This is a genomic window from Acidovorax sp. ACV01 (genome assembly GCF_014851495.1).
Classification (GTDB): Bacteria; Pseudomonadota; Gammaproteobacteria; order Burkholderiales; family Burkholderiaceae_C; genus Acidovorax; species Acidovorax radicis.
Genome location: NZ_JACUZT010000004.1, coordinates 213862 through 238767 on the forward strand (window position 1 = coordinate 213862; position 24906 = coordinate 238767).

General features: G+C 64.1%; 22 protein-coding genes. 7 read left to right on the forward strand and 15 right to left on the reverse strand.

The window, feature by feature from the left end; genetic code table 11:
- Positions 1–18 precede the first annotated feature (18 nt).
- Positions 19–1494: an aldehyde dehydrogenase gene (locus IB243_RS13565; protein ID WP_192427689.1), complete on the reverse strand. Its 1476-nt coding sequence runs from the start codon at positions 1492–1494 to the stop codon at positions 19–21.
- Between the two features lie 155 nt (positions 1495–1649).
- Here IB243_RS13565 and IB243_RS13570 point away from each other — a divergent pair, with 155 nt between their 5' ends.
- The gene (locus IB243_RS13570; protein ID WP_192427691.1) at positions 1650–2555 is read left to right on the forward strand and encodes a LysR family transcriptional regulator; all 906 of its coding nucleotides are present in this window, start codon (positions 1650–1652) and stop codon (positions 2553–2555) included.
- A gap of 30 nt (positions 2556–2585) precedes the next feature.
- On the opposite strand, the gene nudB is transcribed toward IB243_RS13570, so the two are convergent.
- The 14 genes from nudB to serA form a co-directional block, all read right to left on the reverse strand.
- The gene (gene nudB, locus IB243_RS13575) at positions 2586–3065 is read right to left on the reverse strand and encodes a dihydroneopterin triphosphate diphosphatase (RefSeq protein ID WP_192427693.1); all 480 of its coding nucleotides are present in this window, start codon (positions 3063–3065) and stop codon (positions 2586–2588) included.
- A 7-nt stretch (positions 3066–3072) separates the two neighbouring features.
- Positions 3073–3888, reverse strand: coding sequence for a CsgG/HfaB family protein (locus tag IB243_RS13580; RefSeq protein WP_192428042.1), 816 nt, complete (start codon positions 3886–3888; stop codon positions 3073–3075).
- A 146-nt stretch (positions 3889–4034) separates the two neighbouring features.
- On the reverse strand, positions 4035–5837 hold the full coding sequence (aspS, locus tag IB243_RS13585) for an aspartate--tRNA ligase (protein ID WP_192427695.1): 1803 nt from the start codon (positions 5835–5837) through the stop codon (positions 4035–4037).
- A gap of 41 nt (positions 5838–5878) precedes the next feature.
- Complete coding sequence (locus IB243_RS13590) at positions 5879–6505, reverse strand: DUF502 domain-containing protein (RefSeq protein ID WP_192427698.1); 627 nt, start codon at positions 6503–6505, stop codon at positions 5879–5881.
- Between the two features lie 9 nt (positions 6506–6514).
- The gene (locus IB243_RS13595; RefSeq protein ID WP_010461946.1) at positions 6515–6859 is read right to left on the reverse strand and encodes an FmdB family zinc ribbon protein; all 345 of its coding nucleotides are present in this window, start codon (positions 6857–6859) and stop codon (positions 6515–6517) included.
- Positions 6860–6922: 63 nt separating this feature from the next.
- Positions 6923–8368 carry a sodium:solute symporter family protein gene (locus IB243_RS13600; protein ID WP_010461947.1) on the reverse strand — a complete coding sequence of 482 codons (1446 nt, stop codon included), beginning with the start codon at positions 8366–8368 and terminating at the stop codon, positions 6923–6925.
- A 97-nt stretch (positions 8369–8465) separates the two neighbouring features.
- Positions 8466–10031, reverse strand: coding sequence for a ubiquinone biosynthesis regulatory protein kinase UbiB (gene ubiB, locus IB243_RS13605; protein ID WP_192427699.1), 1566 nt, complete (start codon positions 10029–10031; stop codon positions 8466–8468).
- Entirely contained in the window at positions 10028–10639 is a 612-nt protein-coding gene (locus IB243_RS13610) for a hypothetical protein (RefSeq protein ID WP_192427701.1), read from the reverse strand. Before IB243_RS13610 ends, ubiB begins: the two co-directional genes overlap by 4 nt.
- Positions 10640–10693: 54 nt before the next feature.
- Positions 10694–11719 (reverse strand): Tim44 domain-containing protein, encoded by a 1026-nt coding sequence (locus IB243_RS13615; RefSeq protein WP_192427703.1) that lies wholly within the window; start codon positions 11717–11719, stop codon positions 10694–10696.
- A gap of 36 nt (positions 11720–11755) precedes the next feature.
- Entirely contained in the window at positions 11756–12487 is a 732-nt protein-coding gene (ubiE, locus tag IB243_RS13620) for a bifunctional demethylmenaquinone methyltransferase/2-methoxy-6-polyprenyl-1,4-benzoquinol methylase UbiE (RefSeq protein WP_192427705.1), read from the reverse strand.
- A gap of 214 nt (positions 12488–12701) precedes the next feature.
- Positions 12702–13124, reverse strand: a complete 423-nt coding sequence (locus IB243_RS13625) for a gamma-butyrobetaine hydroxylase-like domain-containing protein (protein ID WP_192427707.1) — start codon at positions 13122–13124, stop codon at positions 12702–12704.
- A gap of 114 nt (positions 13125–13238) precedes the next feature.
- Positions 13239–13670 carry an HIT family protein gene (locus IB243_RS13630; protein WP_192427709.1) on the reverse strand — a complete coding sequence of 144 codons (432 nt, stop codon included), beginning with the start codon at positions 13668–13670 and terminating at the stop codon, positions 13239–13241.
- Positions 13670–17596, reverse strand: coding sequence for an FAD/FMN-binding oxidoreductase (locus tag IB243_RS13635; protein WP_192427711.1), 3927 nt, complete (start codon positions 17594–17596; stop codon positions 13670–13672). The genes IB243_RS13630 and IB243_RS13635 overlap by 1 nt, the downstream gene beginning before the upstream one ends.
- Before the next feature lie 121 nt (positions 17597–17717).
- Complete coding sequence (gene serA, locus IB243_RS13640) at positions 17718–18947, reverse strand: phosphoglycerate dehydrogenase (RefSeq protein WP_057228839.1); 1230 nt, start codon at positions 18945–18947, stop codon at positions 17718–17720.
- A gap of 300 nt (positions 18948–19247) precedes the next feature.
- Between serA and ugpB the strand changes: the two genes are divergently transcribed.
- The 6 genes from ugpB (at position 19248) to ugpQ (ending at position 24882) form a co-directional block, all read left to right on the forward strand.
- Entirely contained in the window at positions 19248–20558 is a 1311-nt protein-coding gene (gene ugpB, locus IB243_RS13645; RefSeq protein ID WP_010461964.1) for a sn-glycerol-3-phosphate ABC transporter substrate-binding protein UgpB, read from the forward strand.
- Between the two features lie 203 nt (positions 20559–20761).
- Complete coding sequence (ugpA, locus tag IB243_RS13650) at positions 20762–21643, forward strand: sn-glycerol-3-phosphate ABC transporter permease UgpA (protein WP_010461967.1); 882 nt, start codon at positions 20762–20764, stop codon at positions 21641–21643.
- 149 nt (positions 21644–21792) lie between these two features.
- A complete protein-coding gene (gene ugpE / locus IB243_RS13655) occupies positions 21793–22644 on the forward strand; it encodes a sn-glycerol-3-phosphate ABC transporter permease UgpE (protein ID WP_010461970.1) in 852 nt (283 codons plus the stop codon).
- Between the two features lie 60 nt (positions 22645–22704).
- Positions 22705–23715, forward strand: coding sequence for a sn-glycerol-3-phosphate import ATP-binding protein UgpC (locus IB243_RS13660; protein ID WP_192427713.1), 1011 nt, complete (start codon positions 22705–22707; stop codon positions 23713–23715).
- A gap of 4 nt (positions 23716–23719) precedes the next feature.
- Complete coding sequence (locus tag IB243_RS13665) at positions 23720–24088, forward strand: VOC family protein (RefSeq protein ID WP_192427715.1); 369 nt, start codon at positions 23720–23722, stop codon at positions 24086–24088.
- Positions 24085–24882, forward strand: coding sequence for a glycerophosphodiester phosphodiesterase (gene ugpQ / locus IB243_RS13670; protein WP_192427717.1), 798 nt, complete (start codon positions 24085–24087; stop codon positions 24880–24882). The genes IB243_RS13665 and ugpQ overlap by 4 nt, the downstream gene beginning before the upstream one ends.
- The last annotated feature ends 24 nt before the right edge of the window (positions 24883–24906 follow it).

The window sequence follows — 24906 nt, forward strand, 5'->3', positions numbered from 1 at the left end:
GTCTCCGGTGGATAGGGTTTAGCGGTGGCTGAAGCTGGCGCGGAAGGGCTTCTTCGGGACGACGACATCCTTGACGTCGCAGAAGAACTCAAAACTCCAGTCCCCGCCCTCGCGGCCCACGCCGCTGCGCTTGATGCCGCCGAAGGGCGCGGCCAGGTCGCGGATGCCGAAGCTGTTGACCCAGATGAAGCCGGTGCGCACCTGCTGCGCCACGGCGCTGGCGTGTTCCGCTTGGCCGTAGCAGACGCCACCCAGGCCGTAGTCGGTGCCGTTGGCCAGGGCAATGGCCTCCTCGTCGCTGTCGAAGGTTTGCAGCGTGAGCACCGGGCCGAAGACCTCGTTCTGCACGATCTCGCTGTCCTGGCGCACATCGGTGAGCAGCGTGGGCTGGTAATACTGCGCGCCGAAGGGGTGGTGCGCCCCGCCCCAGAGCAGCGTGGCGCCATCGGCCACGGCGCGCTGCACAAAACCGTGCACGCGCTCGACCTGGCGCGGGTGGATGATGGGCCCTACCTCGGTGGCATCCTCGCGCGGATCGCCCACGGTGAGCTTTTCCACGTAGCCGCGCAGGGCCGCCACGAAGGCGTCGTGCACCTTGCGGTGCACCAGGAAGCGCGTGCCCGCCAGGCACACCTGGCCGGCGTTGCGGTACATCAACGCGCCGGTGGCGGCAGCGTTGTCGATGTCGGCGTCTTCCAGCACGATGAAGGCCGACTTGCCGCCCAGCTCCAGGCTGCAGGGCACGAGGTTGGCGCCGGCCGACTGCGCGATCCACTTGGCCGTGGGCACCGAGCCGGTGAACGAGATGCGCGCCAGGCGCGGGTCGCTGACCAGACGCGCACCGGTGCTGGCGCCCGCGCCCTGCACGATGTTGAACACACCGGGCGGCAGGCCGGCGGCATGCGCGCAATCGGCCAGCAGGCTGCTGGTGAGCGGCGCCCATTCCGGCGGCTTGACGATGACACAGTTGCCCGCGGCCAGGGCCGGGCCGAGCTTCCAGGTGGCCAGCATCAGCGGCGCATTCCAGGGCGTGATGATGGCCACCACGCCGGCCGGGTCGTGGCGCACGATGTGGGTGGCCTGCTCGGTTTCGATGGGGCGGTCCTGCAGCGTGAGCGCATGCTCGGCGAACCAGGTGATGTTGAGCATGGCGCGCGGCACCACGCCGTGCTTCATGCGCGAGAGCAGCACACCCGCGTCGTTGGATTCGAGCGTGCAGAAGGCATCGGCACGCTGGCCGATCTCGGCCGCGAAGCGGTCGAGGTAGGGCTTGCGCTCGGCCGCCGTGAGCGCACTCCATGCCGGGAAGGCACGCGTCGCCGCAGTGACGGCTGCGTCCACATGGGTCGGCGAGCCCTCGCTGATGCGGCCCAGCAGCGCCTGGTCGATGGGCGAGTGCAGGTCGAAGCGCATGTCGGACGCCACGCGCTGGCCGTCGATGTAGTGGTGGGGCGATACGGCAATGCCGGCGACGTTCAGGGTGTCGGTGCTCAAGGGGATTCTCCAATCAGACAACAGGGCGAGGCAGCCTTGCCCGTTCCGTCGCGAAGTATCTGCAGCGCTTTCCTTGACCACAATCAATGCTTTCTTCCGGATTGTGAAGATGGTCTAATGAATGGAACCACCCCAGCGACCCCACCGCGCCAGCCATGTCTCTGCCCCACTTCACGCCACGCCAACTCGAAGCCTTTGTCACCGTGGCCGAACTGCGCAGCTTCGCGGCCACCGCAGACCGTGTGGCGCTCACCCCCTCGGCGGTAAGCCAGCTCGTGAGTGAGCTGGAAGACGCGCTCGGCTTCAAGCTGTTCGAGCGCAGCACACGCCGGGTGGACATCACCAGCGCCGGACGGGAGTTTCTCGCTTCGGCTGAGTCCGTGCTCAAGCACCTGCGCATGGCGCAGACGGCCGCCAGCGATGTGCGCAACCGCGCAGCAGGCATCGTGCGGATTGCCGCACCGCTGGTCGTGGCCAGCGTGATCCTGCCCATGGCCATCAAGGCCTATGTGCAAAAACGACCCAAGGTGCGCATCCATATCCGCGACGTACCCGTGGAAAAACTCGTCGATGCGGTCGCCAGCGGCGACGCCGATTTGGCCCTGGGCCCGGATCGCGCTTGTGGTGACGATGTCACGCGCATCCAGCTGTTCGAGAGCCCCTGGGTGCTGTGGTGCGCACCCACCCATCCCCTGGCCCACAAGCGCAGCGTGACCTGGGACCAGCTGCACGCCTACCCGCTGGTGGCCGCCGGCCGGGACCACGAACGCAGCGTGGCGCAGATGCACACCGGCCTGCCCAGCGGGCAGCGGGTGACGCCGGTGGAGATCGTGGACAACATCTCCACCGCCATGGGCCTGGCTGCCGCCGATGTGGCTGCGACGCTGGCGCCCGACTATGTGGGCGCACTGGCCAAGCCACTGGGACTGGTGCGCCGCCGCATCTTGTCACCGGAGGTGATGCGCTACGTGTGCCTTTACAGCCCCGCGCGGCGCGCCACCTCGCCAGCGGCAGAGGGCTTTTCAGACCACCTGATCCAGACCCTCGCCAAAAGCAAATGAGCGAAGGCTCCAGGTGGCGCTCGGTTCACGCTACTTCGCCTGTTGCGTAGTGAACCGTGGAAGAAGCAGGCAGGCCTCGGCATTGGAGGCCGAGAAACAGCGCTCGGCCGCACGCTGCCAAGGCAGCCATTCGAAATCATCGTGTTCGCGCGGACTCAGCACCACGGGCGTGCCTGCAGGCACACACAAGCCAAAAACCCGCTCGCGGTTGCGCACAACCCCCGGTGCATAACGGTGCAGCCATTGCGGCCAGATGTCGTAGACATTCTCCAGCGCCCAGTCGGCCAGCACGCAGCCGGTAGCCTGCGCGTCAATGCCGGTTTCCTCAGCCACTTCGCGGCACGCGGTTTCCTCAAAAGCTTCATCCAGTCGATCCTTGCTGCCGGTGACGGACTGCCAATGCCCGTCCCCGCCTGTGCGGCGGATCAGCAGCACCTCCAGGGCCGGAGTGTGGATGACCACCAGCACCGACTCCGGAAGCTTGTAGGGCCGCTGCTGGGCTGCCGTCATGGCGCCGCTACCCGCCCTTGGAACGCGGAGCAGCCGTGGTGGTGGCAGGAACCGGCGGTGGCAACTCCTTGGCCTGCAGTGCCCTGACCTGCGCCACCAGCTGGTTGTGCGCATCCAGGAATGCTGCGGCGATGACCTTGCCTTCGTTGGTATTGCTCCACCCGGCCCCCGCGGCGCCCCCCAGCTTGCCGAACACAAGCCCACCCACGCCCAGGTCGGTGGTGCGCGCCGCCCCAGTGGCTGCCGCAACCTGCTCAGTCGTTTCGTTGTCGGACAGCAGCAAGGCCGTCTGCGCTTCCTTGAACTTGACCTGCTCCACCAGCCCCGCCAGACCGGCAACGTCTCGCAGTACCGGGATCATGGCGATCACCCCGGCCAGGCCGCGCCCGGCATCTTGCTCACTGAAAGTGAGGCTGGGTGTCAGCGTGTACTGCGCCTCATAGCCCTTGCCCTTGGACACGGTGGAGTTCTTGCGCAGCACGCCAGATTCCTTCAGGTCTTGTTCCTGAATGGTTCCGCGCAGCCCGGCCGAACGGTCCACCACCCGAAAACACCCACTTTGCTGGGCCAGCAGCTTGACCAGGGGCACCGGCGACGCCGGCAACTGGTAGCCCGAGCCCATGGTGTAGCCATTGGGATTCTCGGCCAGCGCCAGCGTGGCCACCGGGGCCTCGCAGCGCAGCAGTTCGCGCGCTGCGTTGTGTGCGCCTGCCGGTCCCGCCGAGCCTGTCACCACGGAGCCGCCCTGACCCAGTTCGGTTCTTTTCTCGCCGCAACCCATAAGGGCCAGCACCACACCCATCAGAAAGACAGGGGTTTTCATTGAAAGCATGGAGAGTTTCCTTTCAGCGCTTGCACCCTGGAGTCCAGAGCTCGCCAAGAAAAAAGCGGCGCGGGCCGCCAGGCCCTTGCCGCTTTGTAGTGCGATGCCGCAGGAGTGCATCTGCTGGGTTCGGGGAAAGCCCCGGATCAAGCTGCCTTGACAGCGTCGATGTTGCGCAGGCGGATGTGCAGTTCGCGCAGCTGCTTTTCGTCCACGGGCGAAGGCGCCTGCGTGAGCAGATCCTGGGCGCGCTGGGTCTTGGGGAACGCGATCACGTCACGGATCGACTCTGCGCCGGTCATCAGCGTGATCAGGCGGTCCAGGCCGAAGGCCAGGCCACCGTGTGGAGGCGCACCGTACTGCAGGGCATCGAGCAGGTAGCCGAACTTGGCCTGTGCGTCTTCGGGCGTGATCTTGAGTGCATCGAACACCTTCTTTTGCACATCGGCGCGGTGGATACGCACCGAACCGCCACCCAGCTCCCAGCCGTTGAGCACCATGTCGTAGGCCTTGGCGATGCATTTGCCAGGGTCTGTGTCCATCAGGTCCTCGTGGCCATCCTTTGGCGACGTGAAGGGGTGGTGCACGGCGGCCCAGCGATCGTTTTCTTCGTCATGCTCGAACATCGGGAAGTCCACCACCCACAGCGGCGCCCAGCGGCTTTCGAACAGGCCGTTTTTCTTGCCGAATTCGCTGTGGCCGACCTTCAGGCGCAGCGCGCCGATGGAATCGTTGACGACCTTTTCCTTGTCGGCACCGAAGAACAGCAGGTCACCGTCTTGCGCGCCGGTGCGCTTCAGGATCTCGGCGATGGCCGCGTCGTGCAGATTCTTCACGATGGGCGACTGCAGGCCCTCGCGGCCATTGGCCACTTCGTTGACCTTGATCCAGGCCAGACCCTTGGCGCCGTAGATCTTCACGAACTCGGTGTACGCATCGATCTCGCCGCGCGAGATCTGCGAGCCACCGGGCACGCGCAGGGCCACCACACGGCCACCCTTGGTGGTGGCGGGGGCGGAGAAGACCTTGAAGTCCACGTCCTTCATCACTTCGGTCAGCTCGGTGAATTCGAGCTTCACGCGCAGGTCAGGCTTGTCGGAGCCGAAGCGGAAAGCCGCTTCCTGGTACGTCATGATGGGGAATTCGCCCAGGTCGACACCCAACTGCTGCTGGAACACCTCAGCGATCATGCGCTGGAAGATCGCGCGGATTTCTTCCTCGCCCAGGAACGAGGTCTCGCAGTCGATCTGCGTGAACTCGGGCTGGCGGTCAGCGCGCAGGTCTTCGTCGCGGAAGCACTTGGTGATCTGGTAGTAGCGGTCGTAGCCGGCCACCATCAGCATCTGCTTGTACAGCTGGGGCGACTGGGGCAGCGCGAAGAACTGGCCGTCGTGCACGCGGCTGGGCACAAGGTAGTCGCGCGCGCCTTCGGGCGTGCTCTTGCCCAGCATGGGCGTCTCGATGTCGATGAAGCCTTCCTTGTCCAGGAAGTTGCGCACCTGGATCGAGGTCTTGTAGCGCAGCATCATGTTGCGCTGCATGTGCGGGCGGCGCAGGTCCATCACGCGGTGCGTGAGGCGCGTGGTTTCCGACAGGTTTTCGTCGTCCATCTGGAACGGAGGCGTGACCGATGGGTTGAGCACGTTCAGCTCGTGGCACAGCACTTCAATCTGGCCGCTCTTGAGCTTGTCGTTGGTGGTGCCGTCGGGGCGGGGGCGCACCAGGCCCACCACCTGCACGCAGAACTCGTTGCGCACGCCTTCGGCGGTCTTGAACATCTCGGCGCGGTCAGGGTCGCACACCACCTGCACATAGCCTTCGCGGTCGCGCAGGTCGATGAAGATCACGCCGCCATGGTCGCGGCGGCGGTTCACCCAGCCCGACAGGGTGACGGTTTGGCCCATCAGGGCTTCGGTCACAAGACCGCAATAGTGGGAACGCATGGCCATGGGAAAGACTTCCGGCGCCGCAGTGGCGCGTTAAAGGGGATTCACAACTTACTGGGGGAAACAAGCGTGGGGTCAGCCGGAGCGACCACGCCCATCGAAACGATGTATTTAAGGGCCGAGTCCACGCTCATGTCGAGCTCGACGCAGTCGCTCTTGCGCAGCATCACAAAATAGCCGCCTGTGGGGTTGGGCGTGGTGGGCACATACACACTCACGAACTCGTCACGCAGGTAGGCGGCCACTTCGCCGTTGGGCGCGCCAGTCACAAAGGCCACTGTCCAGACGCCTTCTCGCGGCCACTGCACCAGCACCGCCTTGCGAAAGGCGTTGCCGCTTTCGGAGAACAGCGTGTCGGAGACCTGCTTGACGCTGGAATAGATGGAGCGCACCACCGGGATGCGGTGCACCACCGCATCGCCCCACTGCACCAGCTTGCGGCCGGCGAAGTTGCTGGCGATGGCGCCCACCACCAGCAGGATCAGCAGGGTGAGCACCACACCAAAGCCGGGCACGTGAACGCCCAGCAGTTTGTCGGGATGCCATGCGCCCGGCAGGATCTGCAGGGTCTGGTCCAGTGTGCTCACAATCCAGTTGAGCACCCATGCCGTGATGACTCCCGGCACGATCACCAGAAGACCTGTCAACAGCCATTTGCGCAGGGCAGCCATGAGGGTGACTCAGCTCGCGGAGGGGGTTGAAGAGGCAGAACTGCCGCCAGCGCTTGATGCACCGGCGCTAGGCGCTTCTTTTTTAGGAGCATCACCAGAACTGGCAGGTGCCGCAGCGTCGGCTTTCGGCTCTGCCTTGCTGTCGGTCGCGGGGGCAGAATTGCCGCTGCTGCCACCGCGAAAATCGGTCACGTACCAGCCCGAGCCCTTGAGCTGGAAGCCCGCCGCAGTGACTTGCTTGGAAAATGCCTCCGCACCGCAGGCGGGGCACACCGTCAGGGGCGCGTCGGAGATTTTTTGCAGCACATCCTTGGCATGGCCGCAGGAGCCGCATTTGTAGGCGTAGATAGGCATGTCAGAGTGTTGAGGGAAAGTGCAAAACCCTCAATTATAGGCGGCACGCCCATCTCCACAGCGTTACTCCGTCCCGACCAGCTTGTGATGGGATGCGTGGCTGTTGCGGATGGCCTGCGGGCCCAACGAGCCGATCAGCATGCCCGCCAGCGCCGCGAGCAGGCCTGCCAGTTGCGCGGGGAAGACAACACCGGCGGGCGTTGCCAGGAACAGCAACCAGGTCACCAGCCCCAGCACGATGGCAAATATGGCCCCTTGGGTGGTGGCACGTTTCCAGTAGAGACCAAAAACCAGGGGCACAAAGGCACCCACCAGCGGCACCTGGTAGGCGCCCGACACCAGTTCGTAGATCGACGTGCCCTGCATGTAGATGGCATACGCCAACACGCAGGCGCTGAACACCAGGGTGGTGATGCGCATGGTCCGCAGATGCTGCTTGTCAGAGCTGTGCGGGCGAAACTGCCGCCAGATGTTCTCCGTGAAGGTCACGCTGGGCGCCAGCAGCGTGGCCGAGGCCGTGGACTTGAGCGCCGACAGCAGTGCACCAAAAAACAGCACCTGCATCACGAAGGGCATCTTCTCCAGCACCAGCGTGGGCAGCACCTTTTGCGGATCGTCCTTGAGCAGCGCGGCTGTCTCGGTGGGCATGATGATGAGCGCACTGGCCACCAGGAACATGGGCACGAAGGCGAACAGGATGTAGCAGATGCCGCCAATCACCGGGCCGCGCGTGGCCGCCTGGATGTTGTTGGCCGACATGACACGCTGGAACACGTCCTGCTGCGGGATGGAGCCAAACATCATGGTCACGCCCGCTGCAATGAAGAAAACCACGTCATGGAACTTGGGCTCTGGCAGGAAGCGGAACAACTCGCGGCTGGATGCGAATTCGATGACCTTGCCAGCGCCGCCGGCCATGTTGCCCGCGAACACGGCAATCACAGCCAGCCCCACCACCAGAATGATCATCTGGATGAAGTCCGTCACCGCCACCGACCACATGCCGCCAAACAACGTGTACGCCAGGATGGACACCACACCGATGGTCATGCCCATGGGAATACTGATGGAGCCGCCCGAAAGCAGGTTGAACACCAGGCCCAGCGCAGTGACCTGGGCCGAGACCCAGCCCAGATAGCTGAGCATGATGATGAGCGAGCAGACGACCTCCACCGTGCGGCCGTAGCGCTCCCGGTAGTAATCGCTGATGGTCAGCAGCGTCATGCGGTAAAGCTTGCCCGCAAAGAACAGGCCCACCAGGATCAGGCAGAAGCCGGCGCCGAACGGATCTTCCACGACATTGCCAAGGCCGCCCTCGATGAACTTGGCCGGAATGCCCAGCACCGTTTCCGAACCGAACCACGTGGCAAACGTGGTGGTGATGATCATGTACAGCGGCAGATGCCGCCCGGCGATGGCGAAGTCCGCCGCGTTCTTCACGCGCCGGGCTGCCAGCAGACCGATACCAATCGTGATCAGGAGGTAAACGATAACCAGGGTCAACAGCACGGCGCGCTCCTCTCTCTTTGTCTCAATTTATCTGGTGTGAAGAAATGAAATCTGTCAGTTTGGCGTTCCTGCTCAAGAACGCAGGGTCGGCAGACTTCTAAAACAGCCGGATTCTGACCAGCAGTTGCATGACCAGCAATCCCAGCACAAACCCGACCCCAGCAAAAATGATGCCTTGCAACAGGCGATTGGTGCGTTTTTGCGCATCCAGCAGTTCGCGCAGAGCGTGCTGGTGGTCGGCCGGGCGCTGCCGCAGCGCGTCATACAGCAGGCGTGGCAGCTCCGGGATCAGCTTGGCATAGTGGGGTGCCTCCGCCCGCAGCTCACGCCACAGGCGCTGCGGCCCCATCTGCTCCAGCATCCACTTCTCCAGAAACGGCTTGGCCGTGCTCCACAGGTCGAGCTCAGGGTCCAGCTCGCGGCCCAGGCCTTCGATGTTGAGCAGTGTCTTTTGCAGCAGTACCAGCTGCGGCTGGATCTCCACATGGAAGCGCCGCGAGGTCTGGAACAGGCGCATCAGCACCATGCCGAGCGAAATTTCCTTCAACGGCCGGTCGAAGTACGGTTCGCACACGGCGCGGATGGCCGACTCGAGGTCGTTCACCCGCGTTTCGGGCGGCACCCAGCCGCTTTCGATGTGCAGCTCGGCCACGCGCTTGTAGTCGCGCCGGAAGAACGCCACGAAGTTCTGTGCCAGATACTCTTTGTCAGACTCTGTGAGCGTGCCCACGATGCCGAAGTCCAGCGAGATATAGCGCCCGAAGGTGGCGGGGTCCAGGCTCACCTGGATGTTGCCGGGGTGCATGTCGGCATGAAAGAAGCCGTCGCGGAACACCTGGGTGAAGAAGATGGTGACACCGTCGCGCGCCAGCTTGGGGATGTCCACGCCCGCGTCGCGCAAGCGGTCCATCTGGCTGATGGGCACACCGTTCATGCGCTGCATCACCATGACCTCCGGGTGGCAGAAGTCCCACAGGATCTCCGGGATCAGCACCAGGTCCAGCCCCTGCATGTTGCGGCGCAGTTGGGCCGCGTTGGCGGCCTCGCGCACCAGGTCCAGCTCGTCGTGCAGGTAGTTGTCAAACTCGGCGACCACTTCGCGGGGCTTGAGGCGCTTGCCATCGGCTGACAGGTTCTCCACCCACCCGGCCATCATGCGCATGAGGCCCAGGTCTTTCTCGATCACGGGCAGCATGCCCGGGCGCAGCACCTTGACCGCCACCTCGCACTCGATGCCATTGCGGTCGCGCAGCGTGGCGAAATGCACCTGTGCAATCGACGCGCTGGCCACTGGCACGCGTTCAAAGGAAGTGAAGACTTCATCCACCGGACGGCGGAATGCCCGCTCGATGGTGGCCATCGCAATTTCCGGGTCGAACGGAGGCACGCGGTCCTGCAGCCGGGCCAGCTCGTCGGCCACGTCCGGTGGAAGGAGGTCGCGGCGCGTCGAAAGCACCTGGCCGAACTTGACGAAGATGGGCCCCAGGCGCTCCAGCGCCAGGCGCAGCCGCTGGCCGCGTGGTGCATCCAGGTTGCGCCCGAACGACAGGACCCGTGATGCCGAGCGCAGCCAGGGTTTCTGGAAGCTGTCCAGCACCATGGCATCCAGGCCGTACCGGAACACCACCCAAAGGATGGCGCCCCCCCGGAGGAACTGCTTCATGCCCCCGCCCGCTCGGATCCGCCGTTCGGCGCAGCTGGCGTGGCAGGCTCGGGGGGCACGGGCACCAAGGCAGACGACGATGGTGCCACGCGTGCGCCCACAAACTGGCGCAGCGCCTGCGCGGCGCGGCGCGCAACCTGCGCCACGGTATGGGCAGGGGCGTCGCCCATCACACGTGCGAGGTCTTCCTCGACATCCCAACGCACATGGTCGACCAGCCAGTTGATCTCGGCGGCCAACTGCACATCGCCTTCGATGCGGATGGAGGGCTTGTCACCCCGCAGCGCGGTCTGGGCCAGTGCAAAGGGAGAGGTCTCGGTCACTTCCAGCCGCAGATCGGCCACGGCGGCCTCCGGCGCGAGATTGAACAGCCCGGCCGGTGTGATGGCCAGAGCCATCGAATAGGCACGCCACTGTACGCGGGCGATGCGCCCCTTCTGGCGCACCAGACGGTCCATAGCTTCTTTTTCCTGCATCAGCACGTGGTTGAGGAACAGCACGATCCGCTGCTGCATCTCGTGCACGAGCCATTGGGGGGGTTGGGGGCCGGCGGCCACGCGCTCAAAGAGGCCGTCCAGAAACGAAAAAGGGGACTGTGGTGTTGCCATAGTCCCCGATTATTCCCTGAACTGGGATAGCCCCACTGCGGGGCATTTCCTTTATTACTGCAGGGCCTGCACACCCGCCACCAGCCAGCCGCTGCTGCCAGCCTTGGGTTTGGTCATGTTCCAGACCTCACGGAAGGGGCTCGGGCCCGCCGAAGGCTCTTCGCGGATCATGCCGGAGAACTCGACGCTGGCCATGTAGCCATCACCCAGGTCTTCAATGCCCAGCAACTGGGCTTCGATCATGACCACATCGGTGTGGTTGGGCTGCACCCCACGGTGGTCTTCGCGCTCTGTCAGCTGGGTGCGGATCTCGCCCAACATGCTGTCGGTCATCATGGACCGCAGCGTGTTGATGTCCGAACGGTCCCAGGCGGCTTGCAAAGTGACGAAATTGCGCTTAGCAGCAGACAGGAAGCCCTCGGTATCAAAGCCTTCCGGAATGCCCCAGTTCTGGGAACCCGACAGGCCCGAGCCAATGACCACACCCGTGCCCACCCCGCCCTGCGCAGTTCGCGAGGCGTCGAACGCCATGCTGCTGCGCTCCCAGGGGCGCGCCGAGGCGTCGTTGCCCACGTTGTTCGGGCTGTACTGTGGAGGCACCTGCGCGGCGGCAGGCGTTGCAGCACCCGCCCCCTGGAAAGCGAACGGAGCACCGCCTGCAGCACCGCCATTGCCGCCACCACCACTGCGTGCACGCATCACCATCTTGAAGATGGCAAACGCGGCCAGCGCCAGCAGCGCGATCATCAGAATATTGCCGAACCCTGCGCCCAGCCCCAGGGAGTGGGCCAGCCACGCCAGGCCCAGACCGGCGGCCAGGCCACCCAGCATCGCACCCCAAGGCTTCTTGGCGGCTGCGGCCGCAGGAGCTGCTGCACCCGCAGCGGCGGGCTTGGCAGCCGCATTGGTAGCGCTCTGGGCCGGAGCACCTGGCGTCGCGGGCGGCGTTGCCGACTCGCGTTGCGTTACGTTGTTCGACTGCTGACCCGTCGATTTTCCACCACCCAGTCGCCGGGCGTCGGCATCGGCGTGCGCAAACGCCAGCATAGCGACCAACACCACAGACCACAGTTTCATCATGACTTCTCCGTCTCCGTTAATGACCAAGCGAAACGCTCAGCACTTGATTCCAACATGCAAGGCCACAATGCCCCCTGTCATGTTGTGATAGTCCACATGCCCAAAGCCATTTTTTTGCATGAGGCTTTTGAGTTCTTCCTGGCCCGGATGCATGCGGATCGATTCAGCCAGATACCGGTAACTCGCGTCGTCACCGGCCACCAGCTTGCCCAGTTGGGGCAGCACCTTGAAGGAATACCAGTCGTACGCTTTCTCCAGCGGCTTGGCCACCTTGGAAAACTCGAGCACCAGCAGCTTGCCACCGGGCTTGAGCACGCGGCACATCTCGGCAATCGCCTGGTCCTTGTGCGTCATGTTGCGCAGGCCGAAGGCCACGCTCACCACATCGAAATGCCCGTCCGGGAACGGCAGCTTCTCGGCATCGCAAACCGTCGTCGGCAACACCACACCCGCATCGATCAGGCGGTCACGCCCCACGCGCAGCATGGCTTCGTTGATGTCGGTATGCACCACGCGGCCGGTGGTGCCGACCTTCTTCGAAAACGCCAGGGCCAGGTCGCCCGTGCCACCCGCGATGTCCAGCACCTGGCTGCCTTCGCGCAGGTTGGCCACCATCACGGTGTAGGCCTTCCAGGCGCGGTGCAGGCCCGCCGACATGAGGTCGTTCATCACGTCGTACTTGGAGGCCACGGAGTCGAACACACCCCGCACGCGGCGTGCCTTTTCCTGCTCGTCCACCGACTGAAAACCAAAATGCGTGGTACTCATAAGAATCATGCTAGGCGCGTGAACGCCAGAGGTACAGCGACAACCCCGCACTGAAATGGGGCATCTGTCGCAATTTGGACAACACCATTGAAGAAAAATCAGCCGCCAGCGCTTATCTATATTGCGCCAACAGCTACTACTTCAATAGCACCTTGACGGACAAGGGCTTCCGCCGCGTTCTGTGCTCCGCCAGAAAACCACCCGGCTTTGCGCCTCAATGGCTGCCACAGGCATGCCCCCCGGCACCACCTTTGGGCGCCATGGGCGCATCGCGGTCGGCCCCTGCGGCGGCCAGCCGCTCGGTGTACTGGGTCCACAGCACGTCTTGCTGCTGGCCCAATTCGTAGAGGTAATCCCAGCTAAAGATTCCACTCTCGTGCCCGTCGGAAAACGTGGGCTTGACCGCGTAGTTGCCCACGGGCTCCAGGTGGACCAGCGTGACCTCCCGCTTGCCCGTCTGCAGCACTTCCTGGCCCGGGCCATGGCCCTGTACTTCGGCCGACGGTGAATACACGCGCATCAGCTCAAACGGAATGCGGAACGTGGCGCCATCGGAGAACCCCACTTCGAGCACCCGCGAGGCCTCGTGCACCGTGATTGCCTGCGGCGTGGGCGCGCCCACTTTCAAACCTGCCATGGATTCACCTGTGAGAAAACTGTTGTCAGAAACGACGGCCATGATTGTCCCACCCGCCGCAGACCCCACCACCCAGAGGGCCGGGAGACGCTCCACCAGTTGGCAGAGCGCCAGTCACGCAGCAGCCAGGGGCGCCAGCTGTAGACGCAAGGCGGTTTCCAGCGCTGGCAGCAGCGCCTGCACTGCTGCCTCTTGCGCCGCAGGGCTGGGCCGCTGCGCAGCCGCCCACACGGGTGAGGGGAAGCGCGTATCCCAGTCAAACCGCGCAATCACATGCCAGTGCAGGTGCGGCACCATGTTGCCCAGTGCCGCAATGTTGACCTTGGTGGGCGACAGGTGCTGGCGCAGGGCCTGCTCCACCACCGTCACAGCCTCCATGCAGTGGGCGCGTTCGGTAGCAGCCAGGTCCGAGAACTCGGCCACATGCGCATTCCAGACCACGCGGTAGAAGGCAGGAAACCCCGCCTCCTGCGCACGGATGACCCGCAGGCGCTCACCGCGCCAGACCAATGCGCCACCGTCTTCGGCGCACAAAGGGCAGACCATCAGACCAGCACCCGCTCAATGCCGCCCTGGTTGGCGCGCTGCACATAGTCGGGCATCCAGTTCTCGCCCAGGATTTCGCGCGCCATCTCGACCACGATGTAGTCGGCTTCGAGCAGACCGTTGTTCAGGTCGCCTTCATAGCGGTTCAGGCCCTGCAGGCAGCTCGGGCAGCTGGTGAGGATCTTCACGTTGTCCTGCGCGCCGACGGCGCCGCTGGCACGCAGCTGGGCCTCGCCCTTCTTGATTTCTTCTTCCTTGCGGAAGCGCACTTGCGTGGACACATCCGGGCGCGTCACGCCCAGCGTGCCGGACTCTCCGCAGCAGCGTTCGCTCTTCAGGACCTGCTCGCCCACCAGCGCCTTCACGGTCTTCATCGAGTCCTGAAGCTTCATCGGGTTGTGGCAAGGCTCGTGGTACAGGTACGCCCCCTTGCCCTGCAGGCTGACACCCTTCTCCAGCAGGTACTCGTGGATGTCGATGATCCGGCTGCCCGGGAAGATCTTGTCGAATTCGTAGCCCTGCAGCTGGTCGTAGCAGGTGCCACAGCTCACCACCACGGTCTTGATGTCAAGGTAGTTGAGCGTGTTGGCCACGCGGTGGAAGAGCACCCGGTTGTCGGTGATCATCTTCTCGGCCTTGTCGAACTGGCCCGAGCCGCGCTGGGGGTAGCCGCAGCACAGGTAGCCCGGGGGCAGCACGGTTTGCACCCCGGTGTGCCACAGCATGGCCTGCGTGGCCAGGCCGACCTGACTGAACAGGCGCTCCGAGCCACACCCCGGGAAATAGAACACCGCTTCCGTCTCGGCCGTGGTGGTGGCCGGGTTGCGGATGATGGGCACGTAGTCCTTGTCCTCGATATCGAGCAGCGCGCGCGCCGTCTTCTTGGGCAATCCCCCCGGCAGCTTCTTGTTGATGAAGTGGATCACCTGCTCCTTGATCGGAGCCGTGCCCACCGTCGCCGGCGGCTTGGCCGTCTGCTTGCGGCCCACCTTGCGCAGCAGGTCCACGGCGAGGCGCTGGGCCTTGAAGCCCACGTCCACCATGGCCGAACGCATGAACTTGATGGTGTCCGGGTTGGTGGCGTTGAGCATGGTCATCGCCAGCGCGTTGCCCGGCCGGAACGTCTTCTTGCCCATCTTGCGCAGCAGGTTGCGCATGTTCATGGTGACATCGCCAAAGTCGATCTTCACCGGACACGGGCTCTCGCACTTGTGGCACACCGTGCAGTGGTCCGCCACGTCCTCGAACTCTTGCCAGTGCTTGATGCTCACGCCCCGGCGGGTCTGTTCTTCGTACAAGAACGCTTCGACCAGCAGCGAGGTCGCCAGGATCTTGTTGCGCGGGCTGTAGAGCAGGTTGGCGCGCGGCACGTGCGTGGAGCACACGGGCTTGCACTTGCCGCAGCGCAGGCAGTCCTTGACAGAATCGGCAATCGCGCCGATGTCGCTTTGCTGCATGATCAGCGACTCGTGCCCCATGAGGCCGAAACTTGGGGTGTAGGCATTCGTCAGGTCGGCCTGCAAGGCGGGTTTCGACGCCGAATTTGAAGCCAAATTGGCCTCCAACGCTTGTCCATAAAGCGCTGGTAGCTCCTGATTTCGGAGCAACTTACCCTTGTTGAAGCGGCCCTCGGGGTCCACCCGCTGCTTGTACTGCGCAAACGGCAGCAGCTCTTCGTCGGTCAAGAACTCCAGCTTGGTGATGCCAATGCCGTGTTCGCCCGAAATCACGCCGTCCAGGCTGCGCGCCAGCACCATGATGCGTGCCACCGCCTCGTGCGCCGTCTGCAACATTTCATAGTCGTCGCTGTTGACGGGCAGATTGGTGTGCACATTGCCGTCGCCGGCGTGCATGTGCAGCGCAACCCACACGCGGCCCTTGAGCACGCGCTTGTGGATGGCCACCGCCTCGTCCAGGATGGGCTTGAACGCAGCGCCGGTGAAGATGCCTTGCAGCGGCCCACGCAGCTGGGTCTTCCAGCTCGCGCGCAGCGTGTGGTCCTGCAGTTGGGGAAACAGGGTTTCCACACCGTGCAGCCAGCCTTGCCACAGCGCGCGGACCTCCTCCACCAGGCCGATGGCCTGGGCCACGCGCTCCTGCAGCAGCTCCGGCGAGGGCACCTCGTCATCGGCGTCGTGTTTGCCCAAGGGCAGGTTGCCCCGCTCGAAGAACTCGGTCAGCGCGTCGCACAGCTTGATCTTGTTGCGCAGGGAGAGCTCGATGTTGATGCGCTCGATGCCGTCGGTGTACTCGGCCATGCGCGGCAGCGGGATCACCACGTCTTCGTTGATCTTGAAGGCGTTGGTGTGGCGGCTGATGGCGGCCGTCTTCTTGCGGTCGGCCCAGAACTTCTTGCGCGCTTCGGCCGTGATGGCCACAAAACCTTCGCCACTGCGGGTGTTGGCCAGGCGCACGACCTCGCTGGTCACGCGGGCCACGTCGTCGGCGTTGTCGCCCGCGATGTCTCCGATCAGCACCATCTTGGGCAGGCCACCGTTGCCCTTCTTGCTCTTGGTGGCGTAGCCCACGGCCTTCAGGTAGCGGTCGTCCAGATGCTCCAGCCCCGCCAGCAGCACGCCACTGCGCTTTTGCTCGGCGAACATGAAGTCCTTGATCTCGACGATGGAAGGCACGGCGTCCTTGGCGTTGCCGAAGAACTCCATGCACACGGTGCGCGTGTGCTCGGGCATGCGGTGCACCACCCAGCGCGCGCTGGTAATGAGGCCATCGCAACCTTCTTTCTGGATACCGGGCAGGCCCGACAGAAACTTGTCCGTCACGTCCTTGCCCAGGCCTTCCTTGCGGAAGGTGCGACCGGGGATGGCCAGGCGCTCGGTGCGCACGGGCGTCTTGCCGTCGGCCTCGAAATACTGCAGATCGAAGGTGGCCGTCTCCGCGTCATGGATCTTGCCCATGTTGTGGTCCAGGCGGGTCACTTCGAGCCACTGGGCGTCGGGCGTCACCATGCGCCAGCTGGCCAGGTTGTCCAGCGCCGTGCCCCAGAGCACTGCCTTCTTGCCGCCCGCGTTCATGGCGATGTTGCCGCCGATGCAGCTGGCCTCGGCGCTGGTCGGGTCCACGGCGAACACAAAACCCGCACGCTCGGCCGCATCGGCCACGCGCTGGGTGACCACGCCAGCCTCGGTCCACACCGTGCCCACTTCGCGGTCCATGCCCGGCAGGCGGCGCATCTCCACCTCGGTCATGGCTTCGAGCTTTTCGGTGTTGATGACCACGCTCTTCCACGTCAGCGGAATCGCGCCGCCGGTGTAGCCGGTGCCGCCTCCGCGTGGAATGATGGTCAGGCCCAGCTCGATGCAGCCCTTGACCAGGCCTGCCATCTCGGTTTCCGTATCCGGCGTGAGCACCACAAACGGGTATTCAACGCGCCAATCGGTCGCGTCGGTCACATGGCTCACGCGCGAGAGGCCGTCAAACTTGATGTTGTCCTTGGCCGTCAGGCGGCCCAGGGTCTTCTGGATCTGGCGGCGCAGCTGCGCGGCCTGCTCGAAGGTGGCGTTGAATTCGGCCACGGCGCGGCGCGCAGCCACCACCAGTTCACCCACCAGACGGTCGCGCCCGGCGTCGTCGTCGGGTGTGCGGCGTTTTTCGATCTCGCCCAGCCGGTGCTGCAGGGCATCGACCAGGAGCTTGCGGCGGTTGGGGTTGTCCAGCAGGTCGTCCTGCAGGTAGGGGTTGCGCTGCACCACCCAGATATCGCCCAGCACTTCATACAACATGCGGGCAGATCGCCCGGTGCGGCGCTCTTTGCGCAGCTGGTCCAGCACATCCCAGGCCGGAGACCCCAGCAGGCGGATCACGATCTCCCGGTCGGAGAACGAGGTGTAGTTGTAAGGAATTTCGCGCAGACGCACAGGCTCGGCGGCCTGCGTCTGCAAGGCAGCCAACGCAATCGGAACATTCATGGGGTCAACCTGGGGCGGGCGCTGCGCGCCCATGAGCCTTGGGGGCGCGATTTTAAGCCACCGGCCCTCCTCTCGCCGGGCCGGGGCTACGCGGATCGGCGCCAGGGACCGATGGACAGCGTCAGAAAAGCACGCGGCTGCGCAGTGTGCCGCCGACCTTGGCCAGCTTGTCCAGCGCCAGGTCGGACGATGCCGCGTCGATGTCGATCACCACATAGCCGATCTTCTCGTTGGTCTGCAGGTACTGGGCCGAGATGTTGATCTGGTTGTCCGAGAAGATGCGGTTGATCTCCGACAGCACGCCCGGCACGTTGCGGTGGATGTGCAGCAGGCGGTGCTTGCCAGGGTGTGCAGGCAGCGCCACCTCGGGGAAGTTGACCGACGAGGTGCTGGTGCCGTTGTCGCTGTATTTCACGAGCTTTTCCGCCACTTCGAGGCCAATGTTGGCTTGCGCTTCCATGGTGGAGCCACCGATGTGGGGGGTCAGAATCACGTTGTCTAGGCCGCGCAGGGGCGACTGGAACTCGTCCTTGTTGGTGCGCGGCTCCACCGGGAACACGTCGATGGCGGCGCCCAGCAGCTGCTTGGCTTTGAGCGCTTCTGCCAGCGCCTCAATATCCACCACCGTGCCACGCGCGGCGTTGATGAGGATGCCGCCGGGTTTCATCGCCGCGATTTCGGCGGCGCCGATCATGCCTTCGGTGGACGGCAGTTCGGGCACGTGCAGGCTCACGATGTCGCACTGCCCCAGCAGGTCGTGCAGATGCTGCACCTGGCGTGCATTGCCCAACGGCAGCTTGTTGACCACGTCGAAGAAGGCCACCTGCATGCCCAGGGCCTCGGCCAGCACGGACAGCTGCGTGCCGATGGAGCCGTAGCCCACGATACCCAAAGTCTTGCCCCGGATTTCGTACGCGTTGTCGGCCGACTTGAGCCAGCCACCCCGGTGCGCCACCGCGTTCTTCTCGGGGATGCCGCGCAGCAGCAGGATGGCCTCGGCCAGCACCAGCTCGGCCACAGAGCGGGTGTTGGAATACGGCGCGTTGAAAACGGCAATGCCGCGTTCGCGCGCGGCGTTCAGGTCCACCTGGTTGGTGCCAATACAAAAGCAGCCCACGGCCACCAGCTTGTGCGCCTGGGCAAACACCTCTTCGGTGAGCTGGGTGCGCGAGCGGATGCCCACGAAGTGCACATCCGCAATCTTGCGCTTGAGTTCCTCGTCCGGCAGCGCACCGGACACCGTCTCGATCTGGGTGTAGCCAGCAGCACGGATCACATCCACGGCGGAAGCGTGGATGCCCTCGAGCAGCAGGAATTTGATCTTGTTCTTGTCCAGCGAATTGGTAGCCATGGCGATAAGAAGAAAGGGTGTGGAGAAAAGAGACTCGGCGCGTTTGCAGCGCGAACGAACCGACGCGGAGGCGACTGGCACGCGACCCGCAGCATGGTGCATTGCACAAAACCTTGCAAGCCTCGGCAAATGCGCCACACCTTGTCACAAAAGAGTCACAATCGCTTCCCTCATGGGGACCCCAAGGGGTTTCCCCGGTTGTTGCAAGCGCAAGGCTCATGCGACAACGACATATCAATGTCACATCGGCTGCATAGCATCCAGCCCTTGTGCTTTTCGTCATCCTCGGAGGAAATATTCATGCAAACGAAGCATCTGGCGGTCTGCGCTGCCATTGCCTTGTCGGTCTGCGCACCAGCGCAGGCACAACAGGTGGAGATTCAGTGGTGGCATTCGATGAGCGCAGCGCTCGGCGACTGGGTCAACGATCTGGCCAAACAATACAACGCCAGCCAGACCAAATACAAGGTCGTGCCCACCTACAAGGGCACGTATGACGAATCGATGACAGGCGCCATCGCCGCCTTCCGTGCTGGCAACGCACCCCACATCCTGCAGGTGTTTGAAGTGGGCACCGCCACCATGATGTCCAGCAAGGGCGCCATCGTCCCCGCGGCCAAGGTGCTCAACGATGCAGGCTTCAAGTTCGACCCCACCCAATACGTGTCCGCTGTCGCCGGCTACTACACCGCGCCCAATGGCCAGATGCTGAGCTACCCGCTCAACAGCTCCACCACCATCTTCTATTACAACAAGGACGCCTTCAAGAAGGCCGGCCTGGACGCCGACAAGCCGCCAAAGACCTGGCCCGAAGTGTTCGCAGCCGCCTCCAAGCTCAAGGCCAGCGGCCACAGCTGCCCGTTCACCACCAGCTGGATCAGCTGGACGCAGCTGGAGAGCTTCTCGCTGTGGCACAACACCCTGTTCGCCTCCAAGAACAACGGCTTTGACGGCAACGACGCCCAGCTGCAGGTCAACACCCCCCTGCACGTGCGCCACTTCGAGAACCTGGCCAAGGCCTCCAAGGACGGTAGCTTCGTCTACAAGGGCCGCGGCAATCTGCCGGACGCATCCTTCCCTTCGGGCGAATGCGCCATGATCACCGGCTCTTCCGGTCTGTATGCCCGCGTGGCCAAGGAAGCCAAGTTTGCCTACGGCATCTCCGCCCTGCCCTACTACGATGATGTGAAGGGCGCGCCCCAGAACACCGCGATCGGCGGCGCCAGCCTGTGGGTGATGGCCGGCAAGAAGGCTGAGGAATACAAGGGCGTGGCCGACTTCCTGAACTTCCTGAATGACACCAAGGTGCAGGCCGCCAGCCACCAGCGCACGGGCTACCTGCCCGTGACCATGGGCGCCTACCAGCTGACCGAGGCTTCGGGCTTCTACACCAAGAACCCCGGCACCGACGTGGCCGTGACGCAGATGATCAAGAAGGCCACTGAAAAGTCGCGGGGAATCCGCCTGGGCAACTTCGTGCAGATCCGCTCCATCATCGACGAGGAAACCGAACAGATCTGGTCGGGCAAGAAGTCGCCCAAGGAAGCGCTGGACACGGCCGTGACCCGTGGCAACGAGCAACTGGCCCGTTTCGCGCGCGCCAACAAGTAAGTTCTGACGAGCGTCTATTGATGCCACCGGGCCGTTGAGGCCCGGTGGCATCGAAAGCCCGCCGCCCCCGTAAACCCTGCGGTTTACTGGGCGGCGGGTTGTCTTTTTTTGCCGCCGGGCTGTCCCACGGCAAAAGCGGCCCGATGGCGGGCCCGCGCTCCCGCGCAGCAGCCAGCGCGGGGACATTTTTTGAGAGTCTGGACATGGAAAAACGCGTTCTCTTTCGCTCTGCATGGCTGCCATGGGTGCTTCTGGCACCCCAGCTGGCCATCATCAGCGTCTTCTTCTTCTGGCCTGCCGGTCAGGCCTTGGTGCAATCGTTCCAGATGCAGGATTCCTTCGGCTTCTCGAAGGAATGGGTGGGTTTTGACAACTTCCGGGACCTGTTCCAGGACCCGGGCTACCTGGCGTCGTTCAAAACCACGGCCTTCTTCTCGATCCTGGTGGCAGTCAGCGGCATCACGCTGTCGCTGATCCTCGCGATCTTTGCCGACCGCATCATCAAGGGCGCGATGGTCTACAAGACCGCGCTGCTGCTGCCCTACGCCGTGGCCCCCGCCGTGGCGGGCGTGCTGTGGATGTTCATGTTTTCGCCCTCGCTGGGGGTGGTGGCCTACATGCTGCGCCAGTCCGGTTTCGACTGGAACCACATGCTCAACGCCGACCACGCCATGGCGCTGATCGTGATCGCGGCGGTGTGGAAGCAGATCTCCTACAACTTCCTGTTCTTCCTGGCAGGCCTGCAGTCCATACCGAAGTCGCTCATCGAGGCCGCCGCCATAGACGGTGCAGGCCCCTGGCGCCGGTTCTGGAGCATCCAGTTCCCGCTGCTGTCGCCCACCACGTTCTTCCTGCTGGTGATCAACGTGGTGTACGCGTTTTTCGACACCTTCGCCATCGTCGATGCCACCACACAAGGCGGCCCGGGCCGAGACACCGCCATCCTGGTCTACAAGGTCTACCACGATGGGTTCAAGGCCATGGACATGGGCGGATCGGCCGCGCAGTCGGTGGTGCTGATGGTGATCGTGGTGGTGCTCACCGTGATCCAGTTCCGCTACGTTGAAAAGAAAGTGCAGTACTAGATGACTCCCCCCCGAAGCGCCTTTGGCGCCTCCCCCTCGAGGGGGCGCCTCCAGCTGCCCGGCAAAGCCGGTTCCGCGGTGGCACGCGCAATGGCGCCCTTTGATTCACGCATGTCTTCTTCATCGCCCCTCTCTCCTGGAGCCCTCGCATGGTAGAGCGCAGTCCTTATTTCACCGCGTTCTCGCACCTCGTCATGGTGCTAGGCGTGGTCATCGTCGGTTTTCCGCTGTACCTGGCCTTTGTGGCCTCCACCCACACGGCGCAGGACATTGTCCAGGTGCCCATGCCCATGGTGCCCGGCGGCAACTTCTGGCAAACCTACCACGACGCCCTGTTCGGCGGCGGCTCCGGCGCGGGCTCCACCGCACCCGTGGCGCGCATGATGTGGGTGAGTTTTGTCACCGCCATCGTCATCACGCTGGGCAAGATCGCGATCTCGCTGCTGTCGGCATTCGCCATCGTGTACTTCCGCTTCCCGTTCAAGGGCATCTGCTTCTGGCTGATCTTCATCACGCTGATGCTGCCGGTGGAAGTGCGCATCGGCCCCACCTACCAGGTGGTGTCGGACCTCGGCATGCTCAACAGCTACGCGGGCCTCACGGTGCCGCTGATTGCCTCGGCCACGGCCACGTTCCTGTTCCGGCAGTTCTTCCTCACGGTGCCGGATGAACTGGTGGAAGCCGCCCGCGTGGACGGCGCCGGCCCGATGCGCTTCTTCAAGGACATACTGGTGCCGCTGTCGCGCACGTCGATTGCCGCGCTGTTCGTGATCCAGTTCATCTATGGCTGGAACCAGTACCTGTGGCCGCTGCTGGTGACCACGTCCGAAGACATGTACCCCGTGGTGATCGGCATCAAGCGCATGCTGGCCGGCGGCGATGCGGGCAACGAGTGGAACATCGTGATGGCCACGGCCCTACTGGCCATGCTGCCACCCGCCTTTGTGGTGGTGGTCATGCAGCGCTGGTTCGTCAAGGGCCTGGTGGACACCGAAAAATAAGACAAAACCCCTGCTAGCGCTTATCTATCAAGCACTTGTAGCTATCAAATTTATTGCATCATGGCATCCATATCTCTTCGCAACATCATCAAGCGCTACGGCCACGGCCCCAAGGCCAACCAGGTGATCCACGGCGTCAACGCCGAGGTCCAGGACGGCGAGTTCATCGTCATCGTGGGCCCCTCGGGCTGTGGCAAATCCACCCTGCTGCGCATGGTGGCGGGCCTGGAGGAAATCTCTGGCGGCGAGCTTCGCATCGGCGACCGTGTGGTCAATGACCTGGAACCCGCCCAGCGCGACATCGCGATGGTGTTCCAGAACTACGCGCTGTATCCGCACATGACGAACTTCGACAACATGGCCTATGGCCTGAAGATCGCCAAGGTGCCCAAGGAAGAAATCAAGGCGCGCGTGGACAAGGCCGCCAAGATCCTTGAACTGGGGCACCTGCTTGAGCGCAAGCCGCGCGAGCTGTCCGGCGGCCAGCGCCAGCGCGTGGCCATGGGCCGCGCCATCGTGCGCCAGCCCCAGGTGTTTTTGTTTGACGAGCCGCTGTCCAACCTGGACGCCAAGCTGCGCGCGCAAACCCGCCTCGAAATCCAGAAGCTGCACCGTGAACTCGGTATCACCAGCCTGTTCGTGACCCACGATCAGGTGGAAGCCATGACGCTGGCGCAGCGCATGATCGTGATGAACGCGGGCAACATGGAGCAGTTCGGCACGCCCGAAGAGGTCTACCACACGCCCGCCACCACCTTCGTGGCCAGTTTCATCGGCTCGCCGCCCATGAACCTGCTCAAGAACGCCCCCAGCGCCGCGCCCGGCACCATCCTGGGCATCCGCCCCGAGCACCTGGACGTGCGCAGCGAAGGCTGGGAAATCAAGGTGGAAACGGTCGAACTGCTGGGCGCCGAACGCCTGATCTACGGCCGCATCAATGGCGAGCAGATCATTGTGCGCGTGGAAGAAGGCACCCATGCACCAGCGCCTGACTCGGTGATCCACGTGGTGCCGCGCCCAGACCGCCTGCACGCATTCGACGCCACCACCGGCAAACGCATCGCTGCCTGAGCTGATGTTGCCCCAGCCGGCCGCCAGCAGCGGGAACGGGGTTCAGGCCACCGTTCCTGTGCTGGCGTCTCTGAACCTTGCAGAAACCCTGCGGTTCTACACCGAGCACCTGGGCTTTGCTCCGCTGCTGGAGATGGACAACTACCTGATCCTGCAGCGTGATGGTTGTGAACTGCATTTCTGGCCCTGCAACGAACCCCACATTGCAGAGAACACCTCGTGCTATGTGCGTGCAGACACAGAGTCGCTGTACGCGGATTTCACGGCACGGGGCCTGCAAGTGGCACCCCCCATCGTCCAGCCCTGGGGCATGAAGGAGATGTACGTCATCGACCCCCACGGCAACCTGCTGAAGTTTGGTGAACCCGCATGAGCGCTCCCTCGCCCGCCCCTGTATCCACCTTGGCCCCCTGGCCCTACCCCCGCTGGATCGCGCACCGCGGTGCCGGCAAGCTGGCCCCTGAAAACACCCTGGCCGCCTTCCGGCTGGGCGCCCAGCATGGGTACCGCATGTTCGAGTGCGACGCCAAGCTGAGTGCCGACGGCGTGCCGTTTCTGATGCACGACGCCACGCTGGACCGCACCACCAACGCGGTGCAGGTGCTGGGCACCCCCGCCAGCAACACCGGGGGCGACCACCCCTGGAGCGCGCTGGCCCAGCTGGACGCCGGCAGCTGGCATTCGCGCACCCATGCGGGCGAGCCGTTGCCCACTCTGGAGAACATGGCACGCTACTGCATCGCCAACGGGTTCCTCCTGAACATCGAAATCAAACCGACACCCGGGGCCGAGGAAAAAACGGGCCAAGTGGTGGGGGAACATGCAGCGCGGCTGTGGCAAGGCCAGGCTGTGCTGCCCCTGTTCTCGTCCTTCCAGCCCGAAGCGCTGGCAGGCGCCCGGGCCACGGCCCCCCACATTCCACGCGCCCTGCTGCTGGACACGTTGCGCAATGGCTGGCTGGACCTGGCACGCCAGCTGGGCTGTGTGGCCATCGTGTGCAACCACGCACTGTGGGATGCGGCACTGGTCGCACAGGTCCACGGCGCGGGCCTGCGTGCGCTGAGCTACACGGTGAACGACGACTGGGCCGCGCAGCGGCTCATTCACCTGGAAACCGACGGCATCATCACCGACCGCGTGGACTTTTTTTCGCCCGCCACGCCCTAGGGCGTGCCGTCACCCGAAGCCCGC